Below are 20,592 nucleotides of genomic sequence, written 5' to 3' on the forward strand. Positions count from 1 at the left end.
ATGTCGCCCGCTGCTCTGCGTTACGCCGGGGTCAGCGTCGGATACCACGCCACACCGGTCCTCACCGACGTGGACCTGGAGCTCGGCGCGGGGCAGCGGCTCGCCCTGGTCGGCCCGAACGGCGCCGGCAAGTCCACCCTGATCACCTCGGTGCTCGGCATCGCCCGCATCCTCAGCGGTACGGCCACCGTCCTGGGACGCCCACCGGCCGAGGCGCGCGGCCTGGTCGGGTACGTGCCGCAGACCGACACCCTCGACGCCGACTTCCCGGTCAGCGTCCGGCAGGTCGTCATGATGGGCCGCTACCGGCAGCTCGGCTGGTGGCGGCCCACCCGCACCGCCGACCGCCGCGCGGTCACCGGCGCCCTCGAACAGGTGGGGCTCGCCGACCGGGCGCGGCACCGGTTCGGCCTGCTGTCCGGCGGCCAGCGCCAGCGGGTGCTGCTGGCCCGCGCGATCGTCGCCGAACCGCGCCTGCTGCTGCTCGACGAGCCGTTCAACGGCGTCGACGCGGTCAGTCAGGAAGCCATCGTCCGGGTGCTGCGCGACCTCAGCGACGCCGGCACCGCCCTGGTACTCAGCACCCACGACCTGAACGTCGCCCGCGATCTCGCCGATCTCGTCTGCCTGATCAACGGACGGCAGTGGGCGGTGGGCACGCCGGGCGAGACGCTCACGGCCACGGCCTTGCGGCAGACGTACGGCCACGCCGCCATCGACCTGGCCGACGGCCGGATGGTGCTGGCCGAGCCGTGATCGAGCCGTTCACCGTACCGTTCATGGCCCGCGCCCTGGCCGAGATCGCCCTGCTCGCGGTGATCTGCGGCCCGGTCAGCGTCTTCGTCTTCGCCCGCCGGCTGGCGTTCGTCTCCGACGCGCTCACCCACACCGTCTTCCCCGGCGTGGTCATCGGCTTCGTCGCCGCCGGGCTGGACGGCATCGTCGCCGGCGCACTGGTCGCCGGCGTGCTCACCGCCGTGGTCCTCACCGTCCTGACCCGTACCGCGAAGGTGTCCGACGACGCGGCCACCGCCGTCGTGCTGACCGCCATGTTCTCCCTCGGCGTGATCCTGGTGTCCCGGCGTGCCTCGTACACCAGCGACCTGACGTCGTTCCTGTTCGGCCGGCTGCTGACCGTCACCGAACGCCAGCTCGCCGAGACCGCCGTGCTCGCCGCGGTGATCCTGCTGGCGCTGCTGATCGGCGTGCGGGCGCTGCTGTTCCGCACGTTCGACCCGGCCGGTGCGAGCGCGGCCGGGTTCCGGGTCGGCGGGATCGACCTGTGGTTCAACGTCGTCCTGGCGCTGGTGGTGGTCGCCGCGGTCCGCGCGGTCGGCACCATCCTGGTCGTCGCCCTGCTGATCGTGCCGGCCGCGGCCGCCCGCATGATCACCGACCGGCTCGCGGTGATGGCCGTGGCCGGCTCCGGGCTGGTCCTGGCCGCCGGATACGCCGGGCTGCTGGCCAGCTGGACCGCCTCCCTCGACCACCAGGTGTCGCTGCCGTCGGCGTCCGCCGTGGTGCTGGCGCTGGTCCTGTCCTATCTGCTGCTTCTGCCGGTGCGACTGATCCGGGATCGCCGGCGGGTCACCGCGACGATCCCGGCGCCGAGGAGGTCCCCGCATGAACTGGTTCGATGACGTGATGCACCGGGCCGTCGCCGAGGTGGTCCTGGTCGGTGTGCTGACCGGGCTGGTCGGCGTGCACGTGGTGCTGCGGCGGTTGTCGTTCTTCACCATGGCGCTGACCCACGCCACCTTCCCGGGCGTGGTCGCCGCCTCGATCCTCGGGCTGAACCTGCTGCTGGGCGGGGTGCTGGGTGGCGCCGTGATCGCGCTGGGGGTGGCGGCCCTGTCCCGCCGCCGCGGGCAGGACGCGGCGGCCGCCACCGGCGTGGTGCTCTCCGGCGGGTTCGCGCTCGGCACCGCGCTGGTCGCCACGCAGAGCGGCTTCTCCCGGGACCTGTCGTCGTTCCTGGTCGGCTCGATCCTCACGGTCAGCACCACCGACCTGGTCGTCACCGCGGTCGTCCTGGCAGTCGTCGCGGTGCTGCTGACCGTCTGTGCCCGCCCGCTGCTGTACGCCGGGTTCGACCCGTCCGGCGCCCGGGTGGCCGGGGTGCGGATCGGCGGCTGGGACGTGGTGCTGCTGCTGACCATCGAGGTGGTGGTGGTGACCGTCGTCCCCGCGGTCGGCACCATCCTGGCGCTGTCGCTGATCGTCGCACCGGCCGCGGCGGCCCGCCTGTGGTCGGACCGGATGCCGGTGATCACCGGGCTGGCGGTGGTGTTCGCCGTCGGCAGTGGCCTGGCCGGTCTCTGGGCGTCGAACCGGTGGGACGTCGCCGCGGGGGCTGCGATCTCGCTGGCTGCCACCGCGGTGCTGCTGCTGTCCTGGGCGCTGGTGCGGCTGACGGCTCCGGCGGCCGGTCCGGTGAAGCGGGCGGTGGTGGCGGTATGAGCCCCGAGGACCTGGACCGGGCGGTGGAGGTGCTGCGCGGGATGGCGTACCAGACCCGGTTGCACATTCTGGTGCTGCTGCGCGACGGGGAGGCGACGCCCGCGCAACTGTGCGAGGCGACCGCCGTTCATCCCACCGTGGTGTCGCATCACCTGCGCAACCTCACCCATGCCGGCCTGATCCGGCGCAGCCGGCGGGGGCGGCACGTGTACTACGCGCTGCCCGGGGAGGCCACCGGCAGGCTGGTCGACCAGATCGTCCGTTTCGTGGCCCGCTGATCACCGGGGCGTGCGGGCGACGGGTTTCACCTACTTCTCCTCGATGGTGAGCGGTCAGCCGCCGACGCGGGACAGGCCCGGCGGAACGGGTCCGCCAGCCGTCGCCAGTGCCGCTCACCGCGAGACAGTTCGTCGTCGGTGAGCAGGCAGCCGGTCAGGGCGCGATGGATGCCGGCCGGGTCCATGTCGATGCCGGTGAACGACAGGTGATGGTGCCGGTCGCCGTAGTAGGGGTCCCAGTCCAGGTCGGCGGCGAGCCTGCGTTCGAGGTCCACCTCGGCCCAGTGCTGGTCCGGCAGCTGGGCCAGCCAGCCACTGTGCGGCCCGATGGAGAGCCCGCCGGCCGACTCCCACGTCATGACGAGGTCCGGACGGCCGGCCAGCCAGAAGTGCCCGCGGGAGCGCAGCACGCCGTGGGTGACCTCGTCCAGGGCGTCGTGCAGGCGGCCCGGATGGAACGGGCGGCGGGCACGGAAGACACAGGCGCTCACCGCATGCGACCCGATCGGCTCATGCACGCCGACCGGGTAGCCGCGCAGCCCTCGCGTGATCGGGTCGGCCGGGCCGGTACGGCCGTGCACGGTGGTGAACGGGTCACCCGGGCGCAGGTGGACCGCCCACGGTGCGATCCGGCGCAGCAGCACCCGTAGTTGCTCGGTCTCCCACTCGTCGTCGAGGTCCCCGGTCAGCAGGACGCCGTCGGCCTGCTCGATCTGCCGAGCCACCAGCTCACCGATGCTGCGCTCGTCGCCGTGGTGCGGTTCGAGGTCGTGCAGCGGCCGGTCGTCGGTCAGGCCGTCGAGCAGCAGGTCGGCGGGGACGACCGTGATGATCGCCGGGTTGGGGCTCCCGGGCGTGCGCCGCTGGTCCGGTTCGACGGTCTCGGGCAGCACCGTGTGCCGTCCCGCGACCTCGGCCGTGGCGTGTGGCCAGAAGCCGCAGATCATGAGGTCAGTGCTGGTGGGCATGGGGTTCCCTCTCGTCGAGGTCCCACTGCGGGAACGGGTCGTTCCAGGTCCGCCAGACCTCCTCGCCGGCCGCCAGTTCGTCGGGGGTCAGCAGGCAGCGGCGCAACCCTTCGCGAAGTTCCTCGACCGGCAGCCGGACCCCGATGAAGACCAGCTCCTGCTGCCGGTCACCGAAGACGGGATGCCAGCGCCGCTCCAGAACGGCGCGTTCCTCCGGGTCGTCCGGCCACTGTCCGGAGACGGCGACCGGCACACCGGCCGGATCACACCTGCCGTTCGGCCCGGCCTGCGACCAGAGCCCGATCATGCCGGGCCGGGTGGCGAGCCAGAGGAAACCTTTCGAGCGCAGTACGCCGTACTCGGTGACCGCGGTGTCCAGCAGGTTCCACAGCCGCTGCGGGTGGAACGGCTCGGGGGCGCGGAACAGCAGGCTGCCGATGCCGTACTCGATGGTCTCCGGGATGTGGTCGCCGTTGAGCTCGGCGACCCAGCCGGGCGCGGCCTCGGCGGCGTCCATGTCGAAGCGGCCGGTGCCCAGCAGCTCGGCCGGTGGCACCCGGCCGAACGTGGACCGGATCTGCCGTGCCCCGGGGTTGAGCCGGGTGACCAGCGCCTGCACCCGGGCGAGTTCCGCCGCGGTGACCTGGTCGGTCTTGTTGATCACGACGACGTCGGCGAACTCGAGTTGGTCGACGAGCAGATCAGCGATCGTACGATCGTCGTCCTCGAACGCGGCCAGGCCGCGCGCCTCCAGGGTCTCGCCCGCATCGATCTGCGCGATGAGATGCGGGGCGTCGACCACCGTGGCCATGGTGTCGAGCCGGGCGACGTCGGCGAGCACCCGCTCCTGGTCGTCGATGCCGAACGCGAACGTGGCGGCGACCGGCAGCGGTTCGGAGATGCCGCTGGACTCGATGAGCAGATAGTCGAAGCGGCCCTGCCGGGCGAGGCCGGCCACCTCGCCCAGCAGGTCGTCGCGCAAGGTGCAGCAGATGCACCCGTTGGTCATCTCGACGAGACGTTCCTCGGTACGGGACAGGCTTCCGCCGTCGCGGACCAGCGCGCCGTCGATGTTGATCTCGCTCATGTCGTTGACGATCACCGCGACGCGCAGCCCGTCGCGGTTGGCGAGAAGGTGGTTGAGCAGGGTGGTCTTGCCGGCGCCGAGAAATCCGGACAGGACGGTGACCGGCAGGCGTTCCGGTGTGGTCGTGCTGCTCATCGGGGGTCGGTCACCTGCCGGTCGCGGTAGAGCCCGCAGTGCGTGCAGGCCCGGTGCGGGACGATCTTCTCCCCGCGCGGGCAGGGACAGTCGGCCAGCGTGGGGACGGTCGCCTTCCACTGAGCACGACGGTGGCGGGTGTTGGCGCGCGAGGTGCGCCGTTTCGGGACGGCCATGGGTGTTCCTCCGGTGCGGGAATCTGACACGCACATCTTGTTGGAAACGGTTTTCATTGTAAAGTCGGGGGTGCATCGGAAGCGCGCCGCACCCGAGGACAGGCGCGATCCGGTCGATGCGGTCGGCGAGGTCGGTGTAGGCGGCCTCGAACGCGGCGTCGGTGTCGACGCGGGCGGGGCCGGGCACCGGCCAGTGCAGCCGTGGCCGGGCCGGTCAGATCCTCGTGGGCGTTGTCGCAGACGGCGATGACCAGGTCGCCGTCCTGCAGCACGTCGTCGGCGTGCCGGGTGCCGGCCGGTTCAAGGCGAGGCCGTGTTCGTGGGCGACCCGCACCGCGCGGGGGTGGACTCGCTGGAGACCCGCGTCCTGCAGCACCTTCACGTGGTGAGCGACCAGGTTGGTCGGCATGCCGAACTCCGCGGCGATCTCGCCGGGGGACGCGTCGCCGAGGGTGAGCGCGTCGACGATCGCGAGGCGGGCCGGATCGCCGAGCGCGGCGTGCACCCGGGCCCACGCCGGCAACGAGGAAGTATCAGCTTTCATTGACTCAATGATCGCTGAGTCAACCTTGCATGGTCGAACGAACACCGGGTGAAGCGGCATCGCGGTGAGGCTCGGCAGTTGAGGTCTCGGGTCAGTCGTTGGGGGTGAGCAGGGTGGCGAGTTGCCGCATCAGGGCGGGGCGGGGGCGGTAGTAGACCCAGCTCGCCCTGCGCTCGGCGTCGACCAGGCCGGCCTCGCGCAGGGTCTTCAGGTGGTGGGAGATGGTCGAGCCGGACACCTCGAAGGCGGGGGTGAGGTCGCAGACGCAGATCTCACCGTCGGGCGCGGAGGCGATCATCGACATGAGCTGCAACCGGACCGGGTCACCGAGGGCCTTGAACGCCGCCGACAGGTTCACCGCCGTGCCGGCGTCGACGCGCTGCTGTGCCATCGGCGGGCAGCACGGCACCTGTTCATCAGCGACGGACGGGACGGGGGAGAGGGCGGCCGGTTTCGACATGAATCGAGTTTGACAACTATCGAAGCCGCGTGCAAGTCTTGGTTTCGATAACCATCGGATCCAGCATCCATCGAAACCACGCTCGGTCAGTCACCGAGGAGAGGACCGACGATGAGCCACCCCGCACCCGTTCCTGGCAATCCCACCGTCGCGCCGGCCACGGCCGCCGCCGGTTGTTGCCCCACCGGCACCGGCACCGCACCGGCTGATCCGGAGGCCGTTCCCTGCTGCGGCACCAGCGCCGAAGCCGCCACCGACAGCTCCTGCTGCGGCAGCACTGCCAAGACCACTGCGATCGCCACCGGCCAGGGCTGTTGCGGCTGACCCCGCCGATCTGAAACCCCGGCCTCGACCACCTTCTATCGTCATCTCAGACAGGGAGCCATCCGCATGTCCAGCAACCTCCCCGAGCCGCCCACCGCCGTGATCGGCGCCGGCCCGGTCGGTCTTGCCGCCGCCGCTCACCTGGCCGACCGCGGTCTGCCCTTCGTGGTACTCGAAGCCGGCAACGGCCCGGCCGACGCGGTCCGGCAGTGGGGACACGTGCGGCTGTTCTCGCCGTGGCGGTTCAACATCGACCCGGCCGCCGCCCGCCTCCTCGGCGACGCCGGCTGGGTGCGCCCCGACGACGACAAGCTGCCCACCGGCGCCCAACTCGCCGCCGACTACCTGCAGCCCCTGGCCGACCTGCCCGCCCTCAAGCCGCACATCCGCTACGGCGCCCGGGTTGCCGCGATCACCCGCCTCGGCCTCGACCGGGTGCGCAGCGCAGGCCGCGAGCAGACCCCGTACCTGATCCGCCTCGCCACCGGCGAGGATCTTCTCGCCCGCGCGGTCATCGACGCCTCCGGCACCTGGGACACTCCCAACGTGCTCGGCGCCTCCGGCATCCCCGCCCACGGTGAGAGCAGCGCCGCCCGGTTCGTGGAGTCCGCGCTGCCGGACGTGCTCGGCCGCGACCGCGACCGGTTCGCCGGCAAACGCACCCTCGTCATCGGCGCCGGGCACTCCGCCGCCAACACCCTGCTCGCCCTGGCCGACCTCGCCACCCAGACGCCGGGAACCAGCGTGAGCTGGGCGGTCCGTGCCATCAGCCCGGCGCGCACCTACGGCGGGGAGACCGCCGACGCCCTGCCCGCCCGTGGCGCGCTCGGGTCCCGGCTGCGCGAGCACGTCGAGAACGGCGCCATCACCCTGTACACCGGCTTCGCCGTGCAGAGCCTCACCGCCGACGGGGACGCGGTGACGGTGTCCGACGGCGAACGGCCGGTCACGGTGGATCGGATCGTGTCAGCGACCGGCTTCCGGCCCGACCACACGATCACCGGTGAACTGCGCCTGGACCTCGACCCGATCCTCGGTTCCACCCGGGCGCTGGCGCCATTGATCGACCCGAACGAGCACTCCTGCGGCACCGTCCCGCCGCACGGCGTCGCCGAGCTCACCCACCCCGAGCCCGGCTACTACGCCATCGGCGTCAAGAGCTACGGCCGTGCGCCGACGTTCCTGCTCGCCACCGGCTACGAACAGGCCCGCTCGGTCGTCGCCGCGCTGGCCGGGGACTGGGACGCCGCCCGCGATGTGCGGCTCGACCTGCCGGAGACCGGTGTCTGTAACAGCAACCCGGTCGAGGGCGAGGACACCGTCGCCGCCGGTGGCGGCTGCTGCGGTGCGCCCACCGTGGAGCCGGCCGGACGCGGTCTGGCCACAGGCATCGCCGGCGGGCTGCTCACCGCACCGCTGAACCTGATCACCCTCGGCGACAAACCCGCCGAGGACCAGACCGGCTCCTGCTGCTGACAATCGTGAGCCTTGAGAACCCGCCGGCCACCACCGGTGGCCGGCGGGTGTTCCATGGCTGGTGGATCGTCGCGACCTTCGCCATCACCCAGACCATCGGCTACGGCAGCCTCTACTACGCCTTCGCTGTCCTGCTGCACCCGATCGCCACCGACCTGCACACCACACCCGCAGCCGTCACGGGAGCCTTCACCACCGCGATCCTGGTCCAAGCCGCCGTTGCCGTACCCGTCGGCAGATGCCTCGATCGGTACGGCGGCCGCGCCCTGATGACCACCGGCGCCCTGCTCGGCGCCGGCATGCTGGTGGCCTGGGCACACGCCCGTACCGTGGGGCAGCTGTACCTGATCTTCGCCGGGCTCGGCATCGCGAAGGCGATGGCCCTCTACGAACCGGCCACCGCCGTGCTGGTGTCCTGGTTCGACGCCGGCCGCCGGCCGAAAGCCATCCTCGGCATGATCATCGTGGCAGGGTTTGCCAGCACCATCTTCATGCCGCTCACCGGCTGGCTCAATCAGCACCACGGCTGGCGTACCACCGTACTGCTCCTCGCCGCCCTGTACGCAGCCGTCGCCGTACCCCTGCATCTGCTCGTCGTCCGCCGCCCACCGGAAACCACCCATCCGGCCCGGCACACCGTCGAGCACCGTCGCATCCTGATCCGCGCAGCGATGCGCGACCCCCGGTTCTGGTGGCTGGCCGGCGCGTTCCTCGCCCACGCCGCCGCGATGACCACCATGACCGTCCACCTCGTCGGCTACCTGATCAGCCGGGGCCACCCCGCCACCTTCGCCGCCAGTGTGGCCGGGCTCCTCGGCGTCCTGTCGGTCACCGGCCGGCTCCTGCTGACCATTACCGGTCGCCGCATCCGGCTGCACCGCCTCGTCGCCGCCATCTTCACCGTGCAAGCCGCCGCGGCATTCAGCCTGCCCACCGTTGCCGGCAGCCGGGCCGGGGCGATCCTCGCCGTCACCTGCTTCGGGCTCGGCTTCGGCGTCGCCAGCCTCGCCACCCCGCAACTGCTCGCCGACCGGTACGACACCACCGCGTACGCCAGCATCGCCGGCACCCTGTCCGCATGCGTCACCCTCGCCAAAGCCGGGGCGCCCCTGGCCGCCGCCGCGCTGCTCGCCACCTCCGGCGGCTACCTGATCATCCTGCTCACCATCGGAGCCGCCGGCCTGGTCGCCACGACCGGCATCCTGGCCCGCGCCGGCGCCGCACCACCACCCAGCATGTCGCCCACAACAGCCGGGGCCGCCGGACGCGCCGGCTGACCGCCGTTTCTGCGCCAGAGCCGTCTTCTTGACAGTCCCTCACCGCAGTGTGCGCAGGCGGACCGCCTCCGTCGCGTGCGGCCGCGCGGCAACGTGACGAGCGGTCGCGGCGGGGGAACGCCGAGTCTCTTAGCACCGACGTGGCATTGATCAGAACGGATGTCCTCTGTCGCTCAGCTGACACGTTTTCGCCTCTTTCGAATGACTATCATCCGGGAATAGGTGACTCTGGCTGGGAGCGGTGAGCCGTGGGCATAAAGGGTCTTGTCAGGCAGTTCGGGAAAGATCCGGGTTCCGTGTTCGTCGACATCATCCGCGCCTCACCAGCTCCGCTGCGTGCCCAGGACATCAAGCAGCCGTTGATCGACGCGGTATCAAGAAGGACGACATCGACCGCGACTGGAAACGAGTCCAGCGCGTGATCACCCTGCACCCGCAGATCGCCATGGCGAGCAATAAGTACGAGTGGCTGTCCGAACGGCGCTCAGCGCAGAGCTCACTGGATCTGCTGGCCAGAGGTGCCGTCAGAAGCCGGCAATGGCTTACAGGGCCGTGGTTGCAGAACGTGGCGGACGCCGTCGAGCGGGCCGGCGCCACCGACAGTGCATGAACTCGAGTCGGACGGCGAGACGGCAGTCTTCGCCGTCCGACTCGGACTTACCGTCTGCGAGCTCGCGGCCGGAGAAGATGTTGATCATGTTGCTGCGGCGATCAGAGCCATTGCCAACGCCGATGACACCGACGCGTACGTGGCTACGGAGCTGCTGAACCCCGTACCGAATTTGGCATTGCCTGCGGCGCTCCGCGACACGGCCATGGCGGTGAACGCTGCAGCGGGTCTCGGCGTCACCTTGCCTCTGGCGGCCCAGAGCCGGCTGGCGGAAGCCGAACATATCAGCATCGACATGATCAACGAGGTGGCCGCGAGTACCCAACGTGGCTCGAGCTGGCTTTGTTCGTGAGCTTGGGGCTCCGGCGCACTTTTCGCGAATGAGCCCCTATGGAGATCGAACACTGGCGGCCCTGCGAGTTCACGCGGGGATGGGCGCATCTGGCACCTATCGACGCTCATTGTGGCGGCCGTGACAATGAAGGCGCAGGCGATCGATGTGTTGGCGGTTTGCCGTGAGCAGCTCTATCGATGCATGATCAGGCGGTCCGACGCCTTGTTCGAGCTGACGGACACCCTGCTGTGCATCGACGGGCCGGTGTAGACCCTGGTGGGGTCGTTGCTGGCACCGGAGCGCCGGCGGGGTCACGGCGCCATGTATGACGCACTCCGCCATGGCATCGACGTCGGGTCGCTGCGCCGACAGTTGGCCGGCTCGCCCCGGCGGCGCCCGTACGGTGCCTGCAGTCCGTAGCGTTCGTTCTGCCACACCTACGGCTGTGGCAAGGGCGAACACCGGATGATCCCGGCCTGCCCGCGGCGGCCGCGATGTGGACGTTGTCAGGCGGTGGTGCCGCCGTCGGCCAATAGGGTGCTGCCCGTCATGAAGGTTGACAGGTCCGAGGCGCAGAACAGCGCGACCCGGGCGATGTCGTCCGGGACGCCGGGGCGCCCGATCGGGCCGGTCATCATCAGCGCCATCGCGGAGAGTTGTTCGGCCGGGACTCCGGCGGCGGTCGCCGCTGCGATGTTGCCTTCCGTGGGGACGTGGCTCGGTGCGACGCCCAGTACCCGGATGCCCAGGGGCGCGAGTTCCAGGGCGAGCTCGCGGGTGAGTCCTCGTACGGCGTGTTTGGACGACACGTACGCGGCCAGGCCCGGGGCGCTTCCGCGGAAGCCCGCCGTGGAGATGACGTTGATGATGACGCCGCCGGTGCCTGCGGCGGTCATGCGCCGGGCGGCTTCCCGGGCGCCGGCGAAGGTGCCTCGGGCGTTGACGTCGAGGACCTTGTCCCAGGTTTCGTCGGTCATGTCGAGCAGCGGGACGCTGGGGAAGATTCCGGCGTTGTTGACCCAGATCTCCAGGCCGCCCAGTTCGGTGACCGCCCGGTCCGCGACGGCCCGGATCGAAGCCGAGTCCGTGACGTCCAGAGCGCTTCCGACGGCCCGTACCCCGTGACGCTGGGCGATGTCCTGGGCTGCTTCGAGGGCCAGGCCTTCCTCGATGTCGCCGATCATCAGGTCGGCGCCTGCTTCGGCCAGGCGCAGCGCGATCGCCTTGCCCAGTCCTCGCGCCCCGCCGGTGACGACGGCCCGGCGGCCGGTCAGGGAGAGGAGCTCGGCCAGGGATTTGCTGGATACCTCAGCAGTGGACATGGTGGGGCCTTTCTGTATGAGTCGTGGTGAGTGCCGACGGTAGGTCCTCGATCGCCAGATGGCAACAGAGTGTAAACATTCATTGGCTGGCGGGTCGTTCGTTAAGGTCGAGGCCTGATGACGGCACCGAACCGGCCCACTCGCGGCATTCAACGAGGCCCCCGCAGCATCCAGGTGGTCGAAAAGGTGCGGGCCGCCGTCCTGACGGAGCTGTCGAGGACCGGCTTCATCAACCTCACCGTCGACGCCGTCGCGAAGACGGCAGGGGTGAGCCGCCCGACGATCTACCGGCGCTGGCCCTCGAAGGCGGCTCTGCTCCAGATGGTGGTGGAGCCACTTCTGGAGCGTTACGACGTCGATCCCGCCACCGGCTCGGTGGCCGGCGATCTACTGGCGCTGACGGTGCTGATCAGGGACAACGCCGCCACACCCGAGGGCCGTGCGATGGTCACGGCGGCGATCACCGGCGCCGCTGAGCTACGGGAGCTGGTCCGTGCCGCCAACGCCCGTACCCTTGCGCCGTTCCATCGGGTGCTGGATCGCGCCGTCGACGGTGGCGAGATCAGCGCCGCATGCGACGTGCCCGTCATCGCCTACGTCATCTTCCAAGCCGTGGTGATGTGGGAGCAGGCACACGGCACGCCTCCGTCGGAGGCGGATCTCGCTCGCATCCTCGGCGCGGTCCTGCCGCCGTCGCGCACCCTCGATCGTTAGCCGGTACGGCCCCGGCCGGGGCCGTACCGGCATCGCGGTTACGCGTGATGCCGTCCCGGGCCCACGGTGCGCCCCCGGCCGTCCGGCAGCACGATCTCCGCGGTGGATCCTGGCGGAACATCGACGTCGAGCAGCAGCTTCCCCGCTTCCAGGCGCCAGCTCACGGTGATGGTGCCTCGCGGGCTGTCGAAGGTGCCCCTTGCCCAGCCGATCCGATCGTCGGGGACCGGCGCGACGATGAACCGCTCCCAGGCGATCGAGCCGGGTGCCTGGCGCAGCCCAAGAGTGTGGGTGTGCAGGAACCGGATGACCGCGCCCTTGCTGTAGTGGTTGAGCGACGCGGTCGCGGCGCCGTCGGCGTCGACGCCGTCCCATTCCTCCCAGATGGTGGTGGCGCCGCGGTCGATCATGCCCAGCCACGACGGCGTGGTCCGCTGGTACAGCAGCGCGTAGGCGACGTCGGCGTGGCCGGTGTCGGCCAGCACCGGCAGCAGGTCGGCCGTGGACAGGAAGCCGGTGCCGAGGTGGAAACCTGCGGCTTCGACGAGCGCGACCAGCTCCTCGGCGTACCGGGCCTGCATGTGATCCGGTACCAGGTCGAAGGTGAGGGCGCGGACGTAGAAGGCCTGCGCACGGCTGCCGCCGTCGAGGAATTCGGTCTGCCAGGCGGCGCGGACCTGCTCGGCGATGCCGGCGTAGTGCTCGGCCTCGGCCCGCCGGCCCAGGACCTCGGCGGCCGTGGCGAGGGTCCGGGTGGAGCGGTACAGGTAGGCGGTGCCGACCTCGCCCTTGTCGGCCATGAACCAGCCGATCGGGTCCTTCGCCGGGGACAGCCCGTCGGGTTCCAGCCACTCGCCCCAGTGGAACGAGCCGTCCCAGAGGAACTGCTCGTGCGGCAGCGGGTCGGCGGATCGCTCGACACGTGACGCGTGACGGTTGTCGCGGGCTTTGCCGAGCGCCCACTCGACCCAGCGGGTCATGGCGTCGAAGTTCTCGGCGAGGACCTGATGGTCGCCGTACGTCTCGTAGAGCACCCACGGCACGTGGACGATGGCGTCGCCCCAGCCGGCGGAGCCGGTGATGATGTCGGCCTCAGGGTTGGCGATGGTCTTGAGGCGGGCGTGGTCGGGGGAGGTGTTGACGATCCGGCCGTCATCGAGTTGGTCGTCGCGGACCGAGCGCAGCCATTTGCGGCTGAACCCGTCGACGTCGTACAGCCGGGCGGCGGTGGGTGCGAAGACCTGGTAGTCGCCGGTCCAGCCGAGGCGTTCGCGGGTGGGGCAGTCGGTGGGGATGTCGACGGCGTTGCCGCGGAAACTCCAGTCGGCGATCTCGTGCAGCCGGTTCAGGTCGTCGTCGCCGCAGGTGAACGTGCCGGTGCGGCGCAGGTCGGTGTGGACCACCTGCATGACGATCGAGGCCGGGTCGAGGGGTACGTCGCTGCGGCTGATCCGCGCGTACCGGAAGCCGTGCACGGTGTGCCGGGGCTCGAACACCTCCCCGGGCGTCCCGGACGAGATCACCTGGTCGCGCTGGACGAACGGGATCGATGGCTGGCCGGGTCTCGCGCTGTCCAGGTGGGCGGTGTCGAGATCACCGGTCGGGTCGAGGTGTTCGCCGTGATCGATGACGGTACGGGTGCCGGCCGGTCCGAGGTCGCTCAGCCGGATCCAGCCGGCGGCGTTCTGGCCGAAGTCGACGATCCAGGACCCGTCGGCATGCCGGCGGACGTCACGCGGCCGCAGTTGCTGGACGCGGCGGACCGGCGGGGCGGGCGACCAGCCGACCGGCGGTGCGGTGACCGCGCCGACGAGCACGGGCGCCGGTGGCGGTGCGGTGACGGTGAAGTCGGTGGTCTGCCCGTTCATCAGGTCGGCGGCGGTGACGGCGCTGGGCTGCGAGGTCCAGTCGCCGTCCGAGCCGATGACCTGGGTGCGGCCGTCGGTATAGCGCAGGTGAAGTTCGACGCGGGCGGCGGTGCGGTCGCCCCACGCGCCGGGTTTGCGCCAGGTGCCGTTCATGCCGCGGTACCAGCCGTCGGACAGCAGCACTTCCAGGGTGTTGGCGCCGGGCCGCAGGGCGGCGGTGACGTCGCAGGCCTGCGCGTAGAGGGTGTCGGCGTAGGAGGTGGCGCCGGGGGTGAGTTCGGCGTCGCCGGCGCGGTCGCCGTTGACGAAGGCCTCGTAGACGCCGAGCGCGGTCGAGTACAGCCGGGCGCGGGCCACCTCACCGGTCACCTGGAAACGGCCGCGCAGCGTGTAGGCGGGCCGCTGCCCGAGCGGCGGCGTGTGCGGTTCGGCGGGGGAGATCCAGGACGCGGTCCAGTCCTCGTCGAGCAGGCCCACCTCGAAGGTGCTCCAGTCCGAGTCGCCGACCCGCCATGCGACCGTCTCACCGCTGGCAAGGTCACGCCAGGGCCAGGTGGCGAACAGGTGCTGTGACACGGTGGCAGGCGGCATCTCGACGCCGTCGATGCGGGCGTGCAGCTGCCAGGCGCCGTTGCCACCGGGCTTCCAGGACAACAGGGGCCGGGGCGAGGAAGTGTCGGCGCGCAGGTCGTAGGGGGTGGTCACCGGGGTGTCTCCTCGATCGCAACGGGGGTGCCGCGGGTGACACCGGCGGCGTCGAACGTGTCGACGTCGAGCAGGTCGATCGGGTTGCAGATCAGCCGGATCATGGCAGTCCCGTCCGCAGCCGGGTCAGGCAGCCGGTCAGCACGTCGGCCAGATCCGTGTCGGCGGTGTTTTGTGCCCAGTGGGTGACGGCGGTGCTGATCGCGGTGACGGCGACACCGGCGAACAGGTTCGGCACGGTGGAGGTGTGCGGATCGGTGCCGGTCCGTTCCGCGATGACCGAGGCGAGGGAGCGCCGGCTGTGTTCCAGCACCACCAGGTTCTGCGCGAGCATGGCCTGGTTGTCACCGATGACCTGCATGAGCGTGGCGAAGACGTGGCGATCGCCGCACATCCGGGCGACCGCCGGGGGAAGGACCGCGAGCAGGCTGTCCCAGATCGGTTCCTGCTCCGGGCGGGCCCGGAGCTGGTCGGCGAGGGTCAGATGCTGTTGGGCCAGTTCGTCGAGGATCGCCTCTTCGCGGTTGCGGAAGTGGTAGCGGAACGTCCGTGGCGCCATGTCGGCGGCTGCGGACACCGATTCGGGTGTCACCGCGTCCAGGCCCTGCTCCAGCATCATCGACCACGCGGTCCGGCTCAGCGTCGCCCGGGTGGCCGCCTTCTTGCGTTCCCGCAGTCCCGGCTGTGTCATGCCGTCACCCTCTCGCGCAGGTACCGCACGGACTCGCCGATCGCGGTGAACGGGTCGTCGGCGTGGTCGAACTCCACCACGTGCAGGGCGACGTTGCGGGCCGCGCCGAGAGCCGCGGCGATGCCGAGTTCGCCACTGCCGACCGGCTGCTGCCCCAGCAGCGTGGCGTCGTAGGTCACCGACGAGACGAACGGGTCGGCGACGAGAGCACCGTCCTTGACGTGCACCGCGTGCACCCGGTCACCGAGGCGTCCCAGCAATGCCGGAAGGTCCTGGCCGGCGAGCGCCGCCCAATACAGGTCGACCTCCAGCAGCACCGCCTCGTCGAGCAGCGACACGAAGTACTCGTACGCGCTGACAGCGTCGAAGCTGTGGTGGAACTCGAAGGAATGGTTGTGGTGGCCCACTCGCAACCCGAATGCCGCAGCTGTCTCGGCGGCGGCGTTGAGCCGGGCGGCGGTGGCTGCCACATCGCCGGGCTTCCGCCACCGGGCGGGGGAGGTCATCGAGTCGATGACGACTTCGGCGCCCAGTGCCCGGGCGGCTTCGAAGGCGGTGGCGGGTGGCGGCAGCGGCACCAGGTGACCCTGATATTCGATCTCGTCGGACAGGAACGGCGCGTGCGTGGTGGGCGCGGCGAGGCCGTGCCGGTGGAGAGCCTCGGCCAGTTCGGCGGGCCGGTCGAACACCGTGTAGGGCTCGACCGCGTCGACGCCGAGGGCCGCCAGACGTGTCAGGGTGCCGTCGAGGTCGGCGGCGAGCTGGTCACGCACGCTGTAGAGCTGCACGGACAGCCGGGGGCCGGAGGCGGCGTGTTCGGTCATGCCCCCACCATCACTGTTGGTTGCAAAATTTGCAACATTGCCGTTGAGGCAATCATTATCGGGGGGTGGTCGACAACAAGCGGCAACCGATTGACCCTCTCACCGGACCCCGGCTCTGATGGTCGCCATGAGCCCCCTTCCCTCCCGCGCCACCCTCGGTGACCGGCCGGAGCGGATCGTGCACCTCGGCCTCGGCGCGTTCCACCGTGCCCACCAGGCCTGGTACACCGACCGTGCCGCCGACGCCGGTGACTGGGGCATCGTCGCGTTCACCGGTCGTAGCGCCGGGCTCGCCGCACAACTGACCGCCCAGCAGGGCGCCTACACGCTCGTCGAGCGGGCCCCGGACGGCGACCGCTTCACCACGGTCGGCAGCATCGTGCGGGCCGTCCCCGGCGCCGACATCGACGCCTTCGTGCGGGCGACGGCCGATCCGCGCACGGCGATCCTGACACTCACGGTCACCGAGGCGGCCTACCGGCTGGCCCCGGGCGGCGGTCCGGATCTCTCCGACGATGCGGTGCGTGCGGACATAGAGCATTTTCCGGTACGGGGAAAGCATCCGGCCGTGGCTCCCCGTACCGTGCTGGGCCGGATCCTGCTCGGTCTCGAAGCCCGCCGCCGGGCCGGCGCCGGCCCGCTCGCCATCGTGCCCTGCGACAACCTGGCCGCCAACGGCGAAGCCGTGCGGATCGCCCTGGAAACCCTCGCCGCACAGGTGTCACCCGAACTGCGGGAGTGGCTCGACACCGCTGTCAGCGTGGTCTCCACCTCGGTCGACCGGATCACCCCGCGCGTCACGCCCGAGGAGACCGCCCGGGTGAAGACGGCCCTCGGCTACCGCGACGAGGCGCCGGTGGTCACCGAACCGTTCGCCGACTGGGTGCTCTGCGGCGACTTCCCGTCCGGCCGCCCGGCGTGGGAGACCGCGGGCGCCCGGTTCACCGACGACATCGGCCCGTGGGAGAACCGCAAGCTGTGGCTGCTCAACGGCGCGCACACGCTGCTCGCCGCAGCCGGCCGCCGCCGCGGGCACACATGCGTCGCGCAGGCGTTCACCGACCCCGCCTGCCGCGTGGAGGTCGAGACGCTGTGGGACGAGGCAGCCCGCCACCTGCCCGCCCTGGAGATCGACGACTACCGCAAGGCGCTCGCCGACCGGTTCACCAACCCACGCATCGAGCACCGTCTGGCCCAGATCGCCGAGGACGCGCTCACCAAACTGCGGCTGCGCATCGTCCCGGTCACCCGGCTCGAACGCGCCGCCGGCCGGCCCGCCACCGGATGCGCGACCGCGATCGCCGCCTCCGGTTTCGACCTGACCGAGATCGATCCGCGGCTCGCCGCGGACGACGACTTCCGCATCACCGTGCAACAGATGAGGACCCCGTAGATGACCACCTTCCCCGACGGCTTCCTCTGGGGCGCGGCCACCGCGCCGCACCAGATCGAGGGCAACAACGTCAACAGCGACTTCTGGGCCGCCGAGGGCATGATGCCCGGCATGGAACGCAGCGGCGACGCCTGCGACAGCTACCACCGGTACGCCGAGGACATGCGCCTGCTCGCCGATGCCGGCCTGAACTCGTACCGGTTCGGCATCGAGTGGGCCCGCATCGAACCCGAACCGGGCCTGATCTCCCGCGCCGAGCTCGCCCACTACCGCCGCATGATCGACACCGCGCTGGACCTGGGCCTGACCCCGGTCGTCACGCTGCACCACTTCACCAACCCGCGCTGGTTCGCCGCCGAGGGCGGCTGGATGGGGGAGCGGGCGATCGACCGGTTCCGGTCCTACGCCTCCGCTGTCTCGGGAATCCTCGACGGGGTGCCGTGGGTGTGCACGATGAACGAGCCCAACATGCTCGCGATCATGACGATGATGGCCCGGCTCGCCGCCTCCGGGGAATGGCAGAGCCCCACCGTGGACACCGGCGAGCGTCCGGTGCTGCCCAGCCCCGACCCGGCCATCGGCCACCGCCTCGTCGAAGCCCACCACGCCGTCCGTGACCTGGTCCGCGAGCGCACCGGCGCCAAGGTCGGCTGGACCGTCGCCAACCAGGCCCTGGTCGCCCGGCCGGGAGGCGAGGACAGACTGCGCGAGGTCCGGTACGCCCGGGAGGACCTCTACCTCGACGGGGCGAAAGGTGACGACTTCGTCGGCGTCCAGTCGTACTCCAGCATGTGGGTGAACGAGAACGGCATCGAACCGCACCCGGTCCACCCGGACAACACCCTCGTCGGCACCGCGTACCGGCCGGACGCGCTCGGCATGGCCGTCCGGCACACCTGGGAACGCACCGGCGGCGTGCCGATCCTGGTCACCGAGAACGGTATGGCCACCGACGACGACACCCGGCGCATCGCCTACACCGAAGCCGCGTTGGAAGGTCTCGCCGCGACCGTCGCGGACGGCGTGGACGTACGCGGCTACCTGCACTGGAGCCTGCTCGACAACTACGAGTGGGGCCACTGGGCGCCCACCTTCGGGCTGATCGCGGTGGACCGCGAGACGTTCGAGCGCACCCCCAAACCGAGCCTGGCCTGGCTCGGTTCCGTCGCCCGCCGGAACGGATTCTGACCATGTTGAAGCCCCGCCCCACCGCCACCCGTGAGCAGATCCGCCTCGACGGCCTCTGGCAGTTCTCGGCCGGCGACTCCGCCGACCCGGACACCACCCTGGAAGCACCCGTCCCGGCCAGCTACAACGACCTGTTCACCGACCCGAAGATCCGCGACCACGTCGGCTGGGTCTGGTACCGGCGGACCGTCCGGGTCCCGCGCGGCTGGTCAGGCGAACGGATCCTGATCCGGGTGGAGGCCGCCACCCACCGCGGCCGGGTCTACGTCGGCGACACCCTGGTCGCCGAGCATGTCGGCGGGTACACCCCGTTCGACGCCGACATCACCGATCTGGTCACGGCCGGCGCCGAGTTCACGCTGACCATCGGCGTCAACAACGAGCTCACCGAGACCACCATCCCGCCCGGCACGATCACCGTTGACGCCGCCGGCCGCAAGCGGCAGCAGTACCAGCACGACTTCTACAACTACGCGGGCCTGCACCGCTCGGTCTGGCTGCACAGCGTCCCCGCCGTGCACATCACCGACGTCACCGTGGTCACCGCCCTCGACGGCACCGTCACCTACGACGTGACCACCAGCGAGCCCGCCGACGTGCAGGTGCGCATCCTCGACGCCGCCGGCGCGGCGGTGGCCACCGGAACCGACGGCGTCGCGAAGGTCGACGACCCGACGCTGTGGAAACCGGGCGCCGGCTACCTCTACACCCTGCAGGCCACGATCGACGGCCACGACGTCTACGACCAGCCCTTCGGCGTACGCACCGTCGAGGTCCGTGGCACCGACTTCCTGATCAACGGCGAGCCGTTCTACTTCACCGGGTTCGGCAAGCACGAGGACACCCCGGTCCGCGGCAAGGGCCACGACGACGCCTACCTGGTGCACGACTTCCAGCTGCTCGACTGGATCGGCGCCAACTCGTTCCGGACCTCGCACTACCCGTACGCCGAAGAAGTCATGGATTTCGCCGACCGGCACGGCATCGTCGTCATCGACGAGACGGCGGCGGTCGGCCTCAACCTGGCCGTGGTGTCCGGGCTGACCGGCGCCCCGCCGCGGCAGACCTTCTCCCCGGAGACCTTCGGCGACGAGACCCGCGACGCGCACGCCCAGGCCATCCGGGAGCTGATCGCCCGCGACAAGAACCATCCCAGCGTCGTCATGTGGTCGCTGACCAACGAGCCCGCCTCCAACGAGGACGGCGCCCGCGAATACTTCGAACCCCTGGTCAAGCTGGCCCGCACCCTGGATGCGACCCGGCCGCTGACCTACTCGGCGGTCATGTTCGCCACCGCCGCCAACGATCAGATCGCCGACCTGTTCGACGTCCTGTCGATCAACCGCTACTACGGCTGGTACGTGGCCACCGGCGACCTGGAGACCGCCGAGCAGTACCTCGAAGCCGACCTGCGGGGCTGGCTCGCCCGGTTCGGCAAGCCGATCATGATGAGCGAGTACGGCGCCGACACCCAAGCCGGCCTGCACTCGATCTGGGACACCCCGTGGACCGAGGAATACCAGTCCGCGTTCCTGGCCATGCACCACCGCGTCTTCGACCGCATCGACGGCTTCGTCGGCGAACACGTGTGGAACTTCGCCGACTTCCAGACCTCGCACGGCATCCACCGCGTCGACGGCAACAAGAAGGGCGTCTTCACCCGCGAGCGCCGTCCCAAGGCCGCCGCCCAGGAGTTGCGCCGCCGCTGGCGCGAACTCGGCACCCGCAAACCGGCCTGATCGAATCACCGGCGGTGCG

23 protein-coding genes are annotated in these 20,592 nt (G+C 70.7%); 13 read left to right on the forward strand and 10 right to left on the reverse strand.

The features are described 5' to 3' along the window. The 4 genes from ACZ3II_RS29230 to ACZ3II_RS29245 are packed head-to-tail and all read left to right on the forward strand — an operon-like array spanning nucleotide 1 to nucleotide 2,738. Nucleotides 1–756 (forward strand): metal ABC transporter ATP-binding protein, encoded by a 756-nt coding sequence (locus tag ACZ3II_RS29230; protein ID WP_465521188.1) that lies wholly within the window; start codon nucleotides 1–3, stop codon nucleotides 754–756. After that, nucleotides 753–1,640: a metal ABC transporter permease gene (locus tag ACZ3II_RS29235; protein WP_465521190.1), complete on the forward strand. Its 888-nt coding sequence runs from the start codon at nucleotides 753–755 to the stop codon at nucleotides 1,638–1,640. Before ACZ3II_RS29230 ends, ACZ3II_RS29235 begins: the two co-directional genes overlap by 4 nt. Further along, nucleotides 1,624–2,460, forward strand: a complete 837-nt coding sequence (locus tag ACZ3II_RS29240) for a metal ABC transporter permease (RefSeq protein ID WP_465521192.1) — start codon at nucleotides 1,624–1,626, stop codon at nucleotides 2,458–2,460. The genes ACZ3II_RS29235 and ACZ3II_RS29240 overlap by 17 nt, the downstream gene beginning before the upstream one ends. Continuing rightward, nucleotides 2,457–2,738, forward strand: a complete 282-nt coding sequence (locus tag ACZ3II_RS29245) for an ArsR/SmtB family transcription factor (RefSeq protein WP_465521194.1) — start codon at nucleotides 2,457–2,459, stop codon at nucleotides 2,736–2,738. The genes ACZ3II_RS29240 and ACZ3II_RS29245 overlap by 4 nt, the downstream gene beginning before the upstream one ends. Before the next feature lie 26 nt (nucleotides 2,739–2,764). Here the strand turns inward: ACZ3II_RS29245 and ACZ3II_RS29250 are convergent, their stop codons facing one another. The 6 genes from ACZ3II_RS29250 to ACZ3II_RS29275 form a co-directional block, all read right to left on the reverse strand. Continuing rightward, complete coding sequence (locus ACZ3II_RS29250; protein ID WP_465521196.1) at nucleotides 2,765–3,706, reverse strand: GTP-binding protein; 942 nt, start codon at nucleotides 3,704–3,706, stop codon at nucleotides 2,765–2,767. After that, nucleotides 3,690–4,928, reverse strand: a complete 1,239-nt coding sequence (locus tag ACZ3II_RS29255; protein WP_465521198.1) for a GTP-binding protein — start codon at nucleotides 4,926–4,928, stop codon at nucleotides 3,690–3,692. Before ACZ3II_RS29255 ends, ACZ3II_RS29250 begins: the two co-directional genes overlap by 17 nt. Then, on the reverse strand, nucleotides 4,925–5,104 hold the full coding sequence (gene rpmF, locus ACZ3II_RS29260) for a 50S ribosomal protein L32 (protein WP_465521200.1): 180 nt from the start codon (nucleotides 5,102–5,104) through the stop codon (nucleotides 4,925–4,927). Before rpmF ends, ACZ3II_RS29255 begins: the two co-directional genes overlap by 4 nt. Before the next feature lie 214 nt (nucleotides 5,105–5,318). Beyond that, nucleotides 5,319–5,648: an ArsR/SmtB family transcription factor gene (locus ACZ3II_RS29265; protein WP_465521202.1), complete on the reverse strand. Its 330-nt coding sequence runs from the start codon at nucleotides 5,646–5,648 to the stop codon at nucleotides 5,319–5,321. 91 nt (nucleotides 5,649–5,739) lie between these two features. Beyond that, nucleotides 5,740–6,108, reverse strand: coding sequence for an ArsR/SmtB family transcription factor (locus ACZ3II_RS29270; RefSeq protein WP_465521204.1), 369 nt, complete (start codon nucleotides 6,106–6,108; stop codon nucleotides 5,740–5,742). 86 nt (nucleotides 6,109–6,194) lie between these two features. After that, nucleotides 6,195–6,410: a hypothetical protein gene (locus ACZ3II_RS29275; protein ID WP_465521206.1), complete on the reverse strand. Its 216-nt coding sequence runs from the start codon at nucleotides 6,408–6,410 to the stop codon at nucleotides 6,195–6,197. Nucleotides 6,411–6,498: 88 nt separating this feature from the next. On the opposite strand from ACZ3II_RS29275, the gene ACZ3II_RS29280 reads away from it, so the two are divergent. The 5 genes from ACZ3II_RS29280 to ACZ3II_RS29300 all read left to right on the forward strand — a co-directional run bounded on the left by ACZ3II_RS29280 (nucleotide 6,499) and on the right by ACZ3II_RS29300 (nucleotide 10,399). Further along, nucleotides 6,499–7,908: an NAD(P)-binding domain-containing protein gene (locus ACZ3II_RS29280; RefSeq protein ID WP_465521208.1), complete on the forward strand. Its 1,410-nt coding sequence runs from the start codon at nucleotides 6,499–6,501 to the stop codon at nucleotides 7,906–7,908. Between the two features lie 5 nt (nucleotides 7,909–7,913). Continuing rightward, nucleotides 7,914–9,185, forward strand: a complete 1,272-nt coding sequence (locus ACZ3II_RS29285) for an MFS transporter (RefSeq protein WP_465521210.1) — start codon at nucleotides 7,914–7,916, stop codon at nucleotides 9,183–9,185. A 418-nt stretch (nucleotides 9,186–9,603) separates the two neighbouring features. After that, the gene (locus tag ACZ3II_RS29290) at nucleotides 9,604–9,795 is read left to right on the forward strand and encodes a hypothetical protein (RefSeq protein ID WP_465521212.1); all 192 of its coding nucleotides are present in this window, start codon (nucleotides 9,604–9,606) and stop codon (nucleotides 9,793–9,795) included. After that, entirely contained in the window at nucleotides 9,788–10,147 is a 360-nt protein-coding gene (locus tag ACZ3II_RS29295; protein ID WP_465521214.1) for a hypothetical protein, read from the forward strand. Before ACZ3II_RS29290 ends, ACZ3II_RS29295 begins: the two co-directional genes overlap by 8 nt. Nucleotides 10,148–10,267: 120 nt before the next feature. Next, complete coding sequence (locus tag ACZ3II_RS29300; protein WP_465521216.1) at nucleotides 10,268–10,399, forward strand: hypothetical protein; 132 nt, start codon at nucleotides 10,268–10,270, stop codon at nucleotides 10,397–10,399. 236 nt (nucleotides 10,400–10,635) lie between these two features. Here ACZ3II_RS29300 and ACZ3II_RS29305 read toward each other — a convergent pair whose 3' ends face one another. Continuing rightward, the gene (locus tag ACZ3II_RS29305; protein WP_465521218.1) at nucleotides 10,636–11,451 is read right to left on the reverse strand and encodes an SDR family NAD(P)-dependent oxidoreductase; all 816 of its coding nucleotides are present in this window, start codon (nucleotides 11,449–11,451) and stop codon (nucleotides 10,636–10,638) included. 117 nt (nucleotides 11,452–11,568) lie between these two features. On the opposite strand from ACZ3II_RS29305, the gene ACZ3II_RS29310 reads away from it, so the two are divergent. Continuing rightward, complete coding sequence (locus tag ACZ3II_RS29310) at nucleotides 11,569–12,165, forward strand: TetR/AcrR family transcriptional regulator (RefSeq protein WP_465521220.1); 597 nt, start codon at nucleotides 11,569–11,571, stop codon at nucleotides 12,163–12,165. Nucleotides 12,166–12,203: 38 nt separating this feature from the next. Here ACZ3II_RS29310 and ACZ3II_RS29315 read toward each other — a convergent pair whose 3' ends face one another. From ACZ3II_RS29315 to ACZ3II_RS29325, 3 genes are all read right to left on the reverse strand, one after another. Continuing rightward, nucleotides 12,204–14,738 carry a family 78 glycoside hydrolase catalytic domain gene (locus ACZ3II_RS29315; protein WP_465521222.1) on the reverse strand — a complete coding sequence of 845 codons (2,535 nt, stop codon included), beginning with the start codon at nucleotides 14,736–14,738 and terminating at the stop codon, nucleotides 12,204–12,206. A gap of 100 nt (nucleotides 14,739–14,838) precedes the next feature. Further along, on the reverse strand, nucleotides 14,839–15,429 hold the full coding sequence (locus ACZ3II_RS29320; RefSeq protein ID WP_465521224.1) for a TetR/AcrR family transcriptional regulator: 591 nt from the start codon (nucleotides 15,427–15,429) through the stop codon (nucleotides 14,839–14,841). Beyond that, nucleotides 15,426–16,253, reverse strand: a complete 828-nt coding sequence (locus tag ACZ3II_RS29325) for a sugar phosphate isomerase/epimerase family protein (RefSeq protein ID WP_465521226.1) — start codon at nucleotides 16,251–16,253, stop codon at nucleotides 15,426–15,428. The genes ACZ3II_RS29320 and ACZ3II_RS29325 overlap by 4 nt, the downstream gene beginning before the upstream one ends. Nucleotides 16,254–16,380: 127 nt before the next feature. Between ACZ3II_RS29325 and ACZ3II_RS29330 the strand changes: the two genes are divergently transcribed. The 3 genes from ACZ3II_RS29330 to uidA are packed head-to-tail and all read left to right on the forward strand — an operon-like array spanning nucleotide 16,381 to nucleotide 20,573. After that, the gene (locus ACZ3II_RS29330) at nucleotides 16,381–17,646 is read left to right on the forward strand and encodes a mannitol dehydrogenase family protein (RefSeq protein ID WP_465521228.1); all 1,266 of its coding nucleotides are present in this window, start codon (nucleotides 16,381–16,383) and stop codon (nucleotides 17,644–17,646) included. Further along, the gene (locus ACZ3II_RS29335; protein ID WP_465521230.1) at nucleotides 17,647–18,834 is read left to right on the forward strand and encodes a glycoside hydrolase family 1 protein; all 1,188 of its coding nucleotides are present in this window, start codon (nucleotides 17,647–17,649) and stop codon (nucleotides 18,832–18,834) included. It abuts the gene before it with no gap. Between the two features lie 2 nt (nucleotides 18,835–18,836). After that, the gene (gene uidA, locus ACZ3II_RS29340; protein WP_465521232.1) at nucleotides 18,837–20,573 is read left to right on the forward strand and encodes a beta-glucuronidase; all 1,737 of its coding nucleotides are present in this window, start codon (nucleotides 18,837–18,839) and stop codon (nucleotides 20,571–20,573) included. Nucleotides 20,574–20,592 lie beyond the last annotated feature (19 nt).

This window comes from Actinoplanes sp. NPDC019969 (assembly GCF_055562375.1).